9 protein-coding genes are annotated in these 9,732 nt (G+C 63.4%); 7 read left to right on the forward strand and 2 right to left on the reverse strand.

The annotated features are described in order from the left end of the window. A partial coding sequence (gene xseA, locus WA702_RS10430; protein WP_425110435.1) for an exodeoxyribonuclease VII large subunit occupies window positions 1-868 on the reverse strand: 868 nt, incomplete at its 3' end. Window positions 869-1,062: 194 nt separating this feature from the next. Between xseA and purD the strand changes: the two genes are divergently transcribed. From purD to WA702_RS10460, 6 genes are all read left to right on the forward strand, one after another. Next, window positions 1,063-2,340 carry a phosphoribosylamine--glycine ligase gene (gene purD / locus WA702_RS10435; RefSeq protein ID WP_425110436.1) on the forward strand — a complete coding sequence of 426 codons (1,278 nt, stop codon included), beginning with the start codon at window positions 1,063-1,065 and terminating at the stop codon, window positions 2,338-2,340. Window positions 2,341-2,549: 209 nt separating this feature from the next. After that, window positions 2,550-5,780: an AAA family ATPase gene (locus tag WA702_RS10440; RefSeq protein WP_425110437.1), complete on the forward strand. Its 3,231-nt coding sequence runs from the start codon at window positions 2,550-2,552 to the stop codon at window positions 5,778-5,780. A 51-nt stretch (window positions 5,781-5,831) separates the two neighbouring features. Next, window positions 5,832-6,332 (forward strand): hypothetical protein, encoded by a 501-nt coding sequence (locus WA702_RS10445; RefSeq protein ID WP_425110438.1) that lies wholly within the window; start codon window positions 5,832-5,834, stop codon window positions 6,330-6,332. A 229-nt stretch (window positions 6,333-6,561) separates the two neighbouring features. Next, window positions 6,562-7,053, forward strand: coding sequence for a hypothetical protein (locus tag WA702_RS10450; RefSeq protein WP_425110439.1), 492 nt, complete (start codon window positions 6,562-6,564; stop codon window positions 7,051-7,053). Further along, on the forward strand, window positions 7,053-7,763 hold the full coding sequence (locus WA702_RS10455; RefSeq protein ID WP_425110440.1) for a class I SAM-dependent methyltransferase: 711 nt from the start codon (window positions 7,053-7,055) through the stop codon (window positions 7,761-7,763). Before WA702_RS10450 ends, WA702_RS10455 begins: the two co-directional genes overlap by 1 nt. Before the next feature lie 157 nt (window positions 7,764-7,920). Further along, entirely contained in the window at window positions 7,921-8,826 is a 906-nt protein-coding gene (locus WA702_RS10460; RefSeq protein WP_425110441.1) for an alpha/beta fold hydrolase, read from the forward strand. A 139-nt stretch (window positions 8,827-8,965) separates the two neighbouring features. Here the strand turns inward: WA702_RS10460 and WA702_RS10465 are convergent, their stop codons facing one another. Next, window positions 8,966-9,412: a nucleoside deaminase gene (locus tag WA702_RS10465; RefSeq protein WP_425110442.1), complete on the reverse strand. Its 447-nt coding sequence runs from the start codon at window positions 9,410-9,412 to the stop codon at window positions 8,966-8,968. Between the two features lie 129 nt (window positions 9,413-9,541). On the opposite strand from WA702_RS10465, the gene WA702_RS10470 reads away from it, so the two are divergent. Next, on the forward strand, window positions 9,542-9,732 hold a 191-nt coding region (locus WA702_RS10470), incomplete at its 3' end, for a hypothetical protein (protein WP_425110443.1).

A 9,732-nucleotide genomic window follows, 5' to 3' on the forward strand; every position in this document is an offset into this window, starting at 1 on the left:
TGCGGCGGCCGAGGCCCTCCACCTCGACCATCAAGTCACTGCGCACCGGCACGGCCATCTCGGCCGCAGCGGTCGGCGTCGGGGCGCGCTTGTCGGAGGCGAAATCGATCAGGGTGACGTCGGTCTCGTGGCCGACCGCCGAGATCAGCGGGATCATGCTCTCGGCCGCGGCGCGGACCACGATCTCCTCGTTAAAGGACCAGAGATCCTCCAGCGAGCCGCCGCCGCGCGCCACGATCAGTACGTCGGGACGCGGAATCCGCCCCCGCTCGGGCAGCGCATTGAAGCCGCGGATCGCGGCCGCGACCTGCTCGGCCGAGCCGTCGCCCTGCACCTTCACCGGCCACACCAGCACGTGGCGGGGAAAGCGATCCTCCAGCCGGTGCAGGATATCGCGGATCACGGCGCCGGTCGGCGAGGTGACGACGCCGATCACCTCCGGCAGCCAGGGCAGTTCCTGCTTGCGTGCTGCATCGAACAGCCCCTCAGCGGCAAGCTTCCTCTTCCGTTCCTCCATCAGCGCCATCAGCGCGCCGATGCCGGCAGGCTCCAGCGCCTCGATCACGATCTGGTATTTCGAGGAATTGGGATAGGTGGTCAGCTTGCCGGTGGCGATGACCTCGAGTCCCTCCTGCGGCTTGCAGCGCATCCGGCCGTGCACGCCCTTCCAGATCACCGCCTCGATCTTGGCGCCCTCGTCCTTCAGCGCGAAATAGCAGTGGCCGGAGGAATGGGCCCCGCGAAAGCCGGTGATCTCGCCGCGCACGCGGACATGGCCGAACCGGTCCTCGACCGTGCGCTTCAGCGCACCGGAGAGCTCGGAGACGGTAAATTCAGGCGCGTTGAGCAGGGCTTCCGCAGGGGCCATTCGATGATTCGGCGTGTAAGGACAGTCCCCTAGTTAAGAAGTTTGGACGCCTATCGCCAATCATATTCTCCTTCGGGCCGAGGACCTCGTTTGGCCGCCGGGGACAAGTCGGCGGCGCCATGCGTCCCCCTTGCAGGCTGGTCGGATTTCGTGCTTCGGACGGAGCGGTTTCTCCTGCAGCGACGGCGACACTCATGCACATTCTCCTGATCGGTTCCGGCGGCCGCGAGCACGCTCTCGCCTGGAAGATTGCCGGCTCTCCGCTGCTGACCAAGCTGTGGTGCGCGCCGGGCAACCCCGGTATCGCCAGAGAGGCCGAATGCATCGCGCTCGATGTCGCCAACCATGCGGCCGTGATCGATTTCTGCCGGGCCAACAAGGTCGATCTCGTCGTGGTCGGGCCGGAGACGCCGCTCGCCGCCGGCATCGTCGATGATCTCGCCGCCGCCGGCATCAAGGCGTTCGGGCCGAGCAAATTGGCCGCGCAGCTCGAGGGCTCCAAAGGGTTCACGAAGGATCTCTGCAGCGAGTTCAACATCCCGACCGGCGCCTATCGCCGCTTCACCCGTGCCGCCGAGGCGCTGGCCTATGTGCGGACGCAGGGCGCGCCGATCGTGGTCAAGGCCGACGGGCTCGCGGCCGGCAAGGGCGTGGTGGTGGCGAAGACGCTGGCTGAAGCGGAGGCCGCGATCGAGATGATGTTCGGCGGCGGCTTCGGCACGGCCGGCGCCGAGGTCGTGATCGAGGAGTTTCTGGAGGGCCGCGAGGTCTCGTTCTTCGCGCTGTGCGACGGCGAAACCGCGATCCCGCTGGCCTCGGCACAGGACCACAAGCGCGTGTTCGATCATGACGAGGGGCCGAATACCGGCGGCATGGGCGCCTATTCGCCGGCGCCGTTCGTGACAGCCGAGGTCCACGACCAGATCATGCAGCGGATCATCGCTCCGACCATCGCCGGCATGAAGGCGCGCGGCATGCCGTTCAAGGGCATTCTCTATGCCGGCCTGATGCTGACTGCAGAGGGACCGAAGCTGTTCGAATACAATGTCCGTTTCGGCGACCCCGAATGCCAGGTCCTGATGCTCAGGATGATGTCGGACCTGGTGCCGGCGATGCTGGCATCCTGTGACGGACAGTTGAAGAACTTCGACCTGCGCTGGTTTCCGGAGGCTGCGGTCACGGTGGTGATGGCGGCGAAGGGCTATCCCGGCGACTACCGCAAGGGCTCGGTGATCGAGGGGCTCGAGGACGCCGCGAAGGTCGACGGCGCCGAGATCTTCCACGCCGGCACGGTAGCGAAGGATGGCGCCATCCTCGCCAATGGCGGCCGTGTGCTCAACGTCTGTGCGTCGGCCGCGACCGTGACCGAGGCGCAGGCGCGCGCCTATCGGGCGGTCGACCTGATCAAATGGGCCGATGGCTTCTGCCGCCGGGACATCGCCTGGCAGGCGATCGCGGCGGAGCGGGGCTGAGCCGAGGCGGCTCGTCGTCACAATGTGTCAGCGAATTGTCACATCAATGATATGATGCCGCGCTGGCCTTGAGACCCGTCATCGGGGCGAGATCGGCAGGCTTGTTGATCGGACCTATTGGGCACTTTGTCCGGCCCCGGGATTGTGCCAATTGAGGGAACGTTCTCATCGCCGATGCGGGGAGCAGTTCCGCCATGGAAGGAGCGGCCATGGAATGCGCGCGGTGCGGGCGGCAGAATAAGGCAGGGAATACATCCTGCGAGCTCTGCGGCGCCCCGCTCGGGCTGAAGTGCGAGGCGTGCGACCACATCAATGGTGCGACCAACCGCTTCTGCGGCCAATGCGGCTCTCCTCTGCCGGGCCGATCGACGCCTCCGGATCACACGGCCCAGCGCGTGCTGAAGACGTTGAGCAGCAGAGGCGGTGAGCGCAAGCGCCTGACGGTGCTATTTGCGGATATCAGGGATTCGACCCGTCTGATTGACAGTCTTGGCGATCCCGAGCTTGCCATGCAACGGCTCGATCCGGTGCTGAACCTGATGAAAGAGGCCGTCCATCGCTATGACGGCATCGTCAACAAGATGCAGGGCGACGGCGTCATGGCGCTGTTCGGGGCTCCCGTGCCGCATGAGGATCATGCCGTCCGCGGCTGCCTCGGCGCATTGGCGATCCAGGACTCGATCGCGCGTCTGTCCGATCCGTTTATGCAGATCCGCGTCGGGCTTCATACCGGCGAGGTGGTCGTCCAGGTCGTCGAAAACAGCATGTACCAGACCTATGATGCGGCAGGCGCCAATGTGCACCTCGCCAATCGGCTGGAGAACATGGCGGAGCCAGGAACGATCCTGATCAGCAGGGAGACCTTTGCGGCTGCCCGGCAGTTCGTCGAGGTCGAGCCGCTTGGCATTCAGACCATTCGCGGAATTGCACTGCCCGTCGCGGTCTTCAGGCTGGTCGGCCGGCTCAATGCCGTCGCCAGCGACGTCTTTCGCAGCGGCCAGCGCCTGTTGCCGTTGATCGGGCGTGACGCTCAGCTCGGGGTGCTCGAACGCGAGCTGGCGAACGTGCTGGAGGGACGCGGGAGCGTGGTCGGCGTCGTCGGCGAGGCCGGTATCGGCAAGAGCCGGCTGTGCTTCGAATTTGCGGAGAACTGCCGCCGCCAGGGAATTCGTGTCTACGAATCCCGTGTGCTCGCACATGGTCGCGCCACGCCATTCCAGCCGGTTCTGGAGCTGCTGCGCGATTTCTTTGGTATCCGTCCGAAGGATTCAGCCGAAGCGTCGCGCCAGCGCGTCTGCGACAAGCTCGCCGAGATGTCGGTGCCGGAGCCATCGGCACTGTTGCTGCTGGAGTTCATGGGACTTGCCGATCCTGACCGGCCCGTACCGAAGCTTGATCCGGACGTGCTGAGAGCGCGGTTGCTCAATCTGGTTCAGATGCTGTTCCGCACCGAGCCGGCCGACGGCGCCGCGGTGATCCTGATCGAGGACCTGCATTGGATCGATGAGGCCAGCGAGGAATTCGTCAAAGCGCTCGCGGAGTCGATGATCGGCACGAGGCGTTTGCTGCTGGTCAATTACAGACCGGGCTTCGCCGCATCGTTCACGCAGGAAACCCCGTTTCACGAGCTGCATATCATGCCGCTCGGCTCCGAGGAGACTCAGGAACTGTTGCGCGGCGTATTCGGAGAAGATCCATCGCTGGCTGGCCTCAGCCGCAACATTGTCGAACGTGCGCAGGGCAACCCGTTCTTTCTCGAGGAGCTCGCCAACGCCGTTTCGGAAACCAGCGAGTTCGAAGGCGAGCGCGGTGCGTATCGGCTGAAGGGCGACACCGATGCGATCCCGCTGCCTTCGACCGTGCAGGCGGTGATCGCCGCCCGGATCGATCGTCTCGGCGATACCGCCAAGAGCGTCCTGGAAGCGGCGGCGGTGATCGGGCGCTCGATCGCCTTATCGGTGCTCAAGCCGGTCGCAGGCCTTCCGGACATTGACCTGTTCGATGCGCTCGCGCAGCTCCGGCAGGCCGAGCTGCTGTATGATCTTCCTCCGTTCGACATGGGCGTGCTTGCGTTCCGCCATCCGCTGATCCAGGAAGTAGCTTATGCGATGCAGTTGCGGTCGCGCCTGGCCACGCTGCACGCGGCCGCGGCAACGGCGATCGGGGGGCTCGACTGGGGGAGCCAGGACGAATTCGCCGGTTTGATTGCGGCGCATTATGAGGCCGCCGGCCAGACCATGGCGGCCATCGAGCATCTGCAGCGCGCCGCGCGGTGGATAGCCCGCACCGACACCGCCGAGGCCCTTCGGCTCTGGAAGAAAATTCGGATGCTGCTGCAGGACCAGCCGCAAACCCAACACGTTGAACGTCTGCGCGCGTTCGCCAGCGGTCAGATCCTGGGTTGCGGTTGGCGTGTGGGGATCTCGGCGGAAGAAGTGAAGCCTTACGCCGAGGAGGCGCTCCGCTATGCTCGCTCCTCCGACAAGATGCATGAGCCGATCTTGATCGGCACCTATGGACGGGTTCTGGCCGCGACTGGTGCCGCCGATGACTACGTCAATTTGGTTCAGAACGCGGTTAAGCTGACCTCCGAAGAGGGCGACGTTGGCCGCTATGCCACCGTCAATGCGATGCTGGCGCAGGCTTTCCTGATGTCGGGACGCGCTGTCGAGGCGCTTGCTGCAGCTGAAACAGCGCAGGCTGCCATGGCGCAACAAAGCGGTTTCGAAAGCGATGTCACCCTTGGGCTCAACCCCAACCAGATCATGGGGTTCAATGTCGACCATTGGCTCAAGTGCCTGAAGGCGCGGATATTGATGCTACTCGGTCGCTTTGCCGAACTGCAGATCGAGCTGTTCGAGTTGCTCGAGAAGCCTCCAGAGCCTCTGCCGCCCATTGTTCGGTTCATTCCCCATCTCGTGGCGATCGAATTCGCCAAGTCGCAGCGGGACGTGGATGCGGCCTTTCGGCACGCCGCCGAATTGCGTCAGATCGCCGAATCTTCCGGCATCCCCTATCTCCAGGTCAAAGCCATTGCGGGTACAGGACTTGCTCAGGCAACTGCGGGCCATTTCGCTGCTGCGGCTTGCGAACTCCGGCGGGCGGTCGACTACGGGCGGCAGGCAAGAGCTGGGTTGGAATACGAAGCCCGCATGCTGACCGATCTTGCCGAGACGCTTTATCGGGCAGGAGATCTGCACGCGAGCCTAGAAGTAGTCCAGGAAGCGACCGGCGTCGCAAAGCGCCGTACGGACCGTATCGGTGAGCTGCATGCGGTGTTGTTGCAGGCTCTGATCCATGCATCGCGTTCGGATCTACGGAATGATGACGAAGCCTACGCGGCACTTGCCGATGCGGAACGATTGCTTGAAGTTTCTGCAGCAGGCCTCTACCGGCCGATGTTGATTGAGTGCCGATCCTCCCTTGAAGATATCAAATAAGCCGTGCACAATGGTCGTGTTTTCATCATGCATTAGTAGAGGGGCGGGGCCATGGGAGATTTTCTCAAGGACAGAACGACACAGGACATCATCACGCAGCTGAACGCGCGCTTCGATTCCGAAGCGCTGGCGGAAATGGTCGAGTTGCAGAGGGAGTTCGAAATCTTCTCAACGCGGCGCAGCCTGCGTCAGTCGTTTGCATTAATCGGGATCGTACCAGCGGACCGGTTGGAACGCCTCCGTTGGTACAAGTTCCTGGATTTTCTGAAGACTTACCCCTCCGACCTCGACAAGGTGAATGGGCATGACCGGATTCTCCGGGCCTACCAGGGGGGTCTTGAAGGCAAGAAGCCGATGCCGGTCTCGATCGTCTGTCACTCGAGCAAGGACGACAAGCGTGTGATGGTGTCGGAGGGCCCGCCGACCGTCTTCTCCCCGGAAACGCATGTCGTCATTTCAATCCCGACCACGCCGGCCGGCACACGGGGCCGGAAAGCGGCAGGAGCCGCCCGAACCGGGCGCAAAGCGACCCCGAAGCGAAGCAAGACATGAGGTCGTTGCGAAGCGCGCTGACCCCGACGGGATTGGTTGGCGTCATTCGCTCGTAGGCGCACGCAGCAAAGCTCATGTGGTCGTCTGTCGCGCCGCAATATCAAGCCGAAATAATTTTCGTTCCCGCCAAGTGCTTTAAGCCCTTGTGGGCCTCGCTTCGTCGTATACAATCTAAGCGTGTCAACGGGGCGCGGCTCTAACGGCCGCGCAGCTTGGGGAGGATGATCCGATGGGTGGCTTGCTCAAGGACAGCACGACCTTGGATATTCTGATGCAGTTGAACAAGCGGTTTGAGCCTGAAGCTCTATCGGAAATGGTTGAGCTGCAGCGCGAGTTCGAGGTTTTCTCGGGCCGGCACAGCTTGCAGCAATCGTTCAAATTGCTCGGTATCGTCCCGAACGATTGGGCTGAGCGTCGTCGCTGGTATCGTTTTCTGGATCATCTCAAGACTTATCCTTCTGATGTCACCGACATGACCGGGCATGACCGCGTCATCCACGCCTTCAAGGAAAATCTGGAGTCTGAGAAGCCGCTATCGGTATCGATCGTATGTCACGCCGCAACGGATGATCCGCGCGTGATCGTTTCGCAGGGACGCGCGGTCGTGTTCTCGCTCGACATGCACGTTATCATCTCAATTCCGACCACACCTGGTCGCGAGGCCCGGCAACAGGTGGCCAATGAGGTCCGCGCCAGACGCGCGCGAGAACTCGCTGATTAATGAACGACGTCGCCAGCAGGCGCTTCGAGGGCAAGCCACCAGACGTCGGTCGCATTTGCTCGGATGTCGACAATTACTACACCGCGCGGGTCAAACGTCATGGTGCGACACCGCTCGGTGTCGACTGGTCCTGTCAGGCGACGCAGGCGCTGCGCTTCGTGCAGTTGCTCAAGCTGTGTGACTTTAGCGCAGCGTTCAGCCTGAACGATGTCGGCTGCGGCTATGGCGCGCTGGTGCCGTTTCTCGCCGCGCGCCATGCCGGCTGTGAGATCGACTATCTCGGCATCGACCTGTCCCGTGCCATGATCGGCCGGGCACGGCGTCGCTTTGCCGGTCCTCAGTGCCGGTTCGCGGTGAGCGCAAAGAGCCCGCGCATCGCCGATTATACGGTCGCCAGCGGCGTCATGAACGTCAATGTCGGTTATTCGCGGCAAGACTGGGAGATGTTCATCGAGTCGATGTTGCGGCAGATGCATGAGACCAGCCGGCGCGGCCTTGCGGTCAATTTCATGATCGCGGATTCCGAGCCGGGGGCGGATGACCATTCCGACCGCATGCGGCTGTACAAAACTATCCCGGAGCCGTGGATACGATTTTGTCAGGCCGAGCTGAAATGCAGTGTCGAGCTCGTCAACAATTACGGCATGAAGGAATTCACGCTGCTGGTTCGCCGCGATGCCGCTGCGGCATCGAACACGTTGCAGCATTAGGCCGGTCTCGGCGGAGATGTCGGCGCGCTCCCGATCCGGTTCGTATTTCGCGCCGCGCGCGGCTGAGCTGCGCGGTCACCCGGTTTCGCTGGAGATTTCGTCCCGCTATAACGCGCCGAGATCATGCGGTCGCTGCGGTGATCCGCGGAGGAATATCATGTCTGATCTCGCCGACTTGTTTCCCGGCTACGAATCGAAATGGATCAACACCTCGTCGGGCCGCGTGTTCGCCCGCGTCGGCGGCAGCGGGCCGCCGCTGCTGCTGCTGCACGGCTTCTCCTCGACGCATGTGATGTGGCATCAGGTGGCGCCACAGCTTGCCGACAAGTTCACGCTGATCATCGCCGATCTCCCCGGCTATGGCTGGTCCGACATGCCGGAGAGTGATGCGCAGCATACGCCCTACACCAAGCGCGCCATGGCCACGACCGTGGTCGAGGCGGTGGAGCAGCTTGGCCATGTGCATTTCGCACTCGCCGGCCACGACCGCGGCGGCCGCGTTTCGTACCGGCTGGCACTTGATCACCCCGGCCGGCTGTCGAAGCTCGCCGTGCTCGATATCCTGCCGACCTATGATTACTGGGAACGCATGAACCGCGCCTACGCGCTGAAGATCTATCACTGGACCTTCCTGGCGCAGCCCGCGCCGTTCCCCGAGACCCTGATATCGGGCGCGGGCGAGTTCTTCCTGAAGCAGAAGATGGCGAGCCAGACCAAGGCGAAGACCTTGGCCGCGATGGATCCGCGCGCGCTGGAACATTATCTCGCGCCGTTCCGCGATCCCGCCCGCATCCACGCGATGTGCGAGGATTACCGCGCCGGCGCCTATGCCGACTACGAGATCGACAAGGCGGACTTCGAGGCCGGCAACAAGATCACACTCCCGATGCTGGCGCTGTGGGGCGACGCCGGCATTGCCAGCTCCGCCGCGACGCCGCTCGATACCTGGAAAAAATGGGCGACCAATGTGCGCGGCGCGCCGGTGGACTCGGGGCATTTCCTCACTGAGGAGAATCCGGACGTAACCGCGAGGTTGTTGCGGGAATTTTTCCTGGAAGGATAACTACAAACACGGTGTCATCCCCGCCAGGCGGGGATCCAGTACGCCGCAGCCCCCCTCGGTCGGTCACAACTGTCTCGGAGTACTGGGTCATCCGCCTGCGCGGGTGACGACAGCTGTGGTCATGGCGCGAGTGCAGCCCTCACCGCCGCGCCTTGAAAAACTCCTTCAGCAGCATTGCCGCCTCCTGCTCGCCCACGGCGGAATACACCTCCGGCGCATGATGGCAGGTGGGAGAGGCAAAGAAGCGCACGCCTGAGTCCACCGCGCCGCCCTTGGGATCGGCCGCGCCGTAATAGAGCCGGCGGATCCGCGCGAACGAGATCGCGCCGGCGCACATGGTGCAGGGCTCGAGCGTGACATAGAGGTCGCAGTCGACCAGCCGCTCGCTCCCGATCGTTTTTGCGGCCTGCCGGAGCGCCAGCACCTCGGCATGGGCGGTCGGGTCGCGGTCGGTCAGGGTGCGGTTCGCCGCGGTGGCGATCACCTCGTTGTTCCGAACCACAACGCAGCCGATCGGGACCTCGCCGGCATTTCCGGCCGATTCGGCCGCTTTTAACGCTAAATCCATGAAAGACGGTGCGTTCATGGCTCGTATTGCCTGCTCAAGTCTGCTACTGGATCGCCCTTCAGCAAAAGTGACCCCTAATTTTCATGCGACATGCGGCGCAGAGAGCGCGCGTATTACCGTTCGCCCTGCATCCTGAGCGAGACCTTCATGCCCCGCGACACCGATAAAAACAACGACTCCCGCGGCCGGCGTGATCGGCCGTCCGGCGGTAAAGGCCGTTCTTCGCCGGCGCGCGGAGTAGGGGGGCCCAAGCGCAGCTACGGCGGGCCCAAGAAGGATTTCGGGCCAAAGAAGGAGTTTGGCGGCAAGCGCGATGGCGAGCGGCGGCCGCCGCGTCG

The sequence above is a fragment of the Bradyrhizobium sp. genome (genome assembly GCF_049798375.1).
Classification (GTDB): domain Bacteria; phylum Pseudomonadota; class Alphaproteobacteria; order Rhizobiales; family Xanthobacteraceae; genus Bradyrhizobium.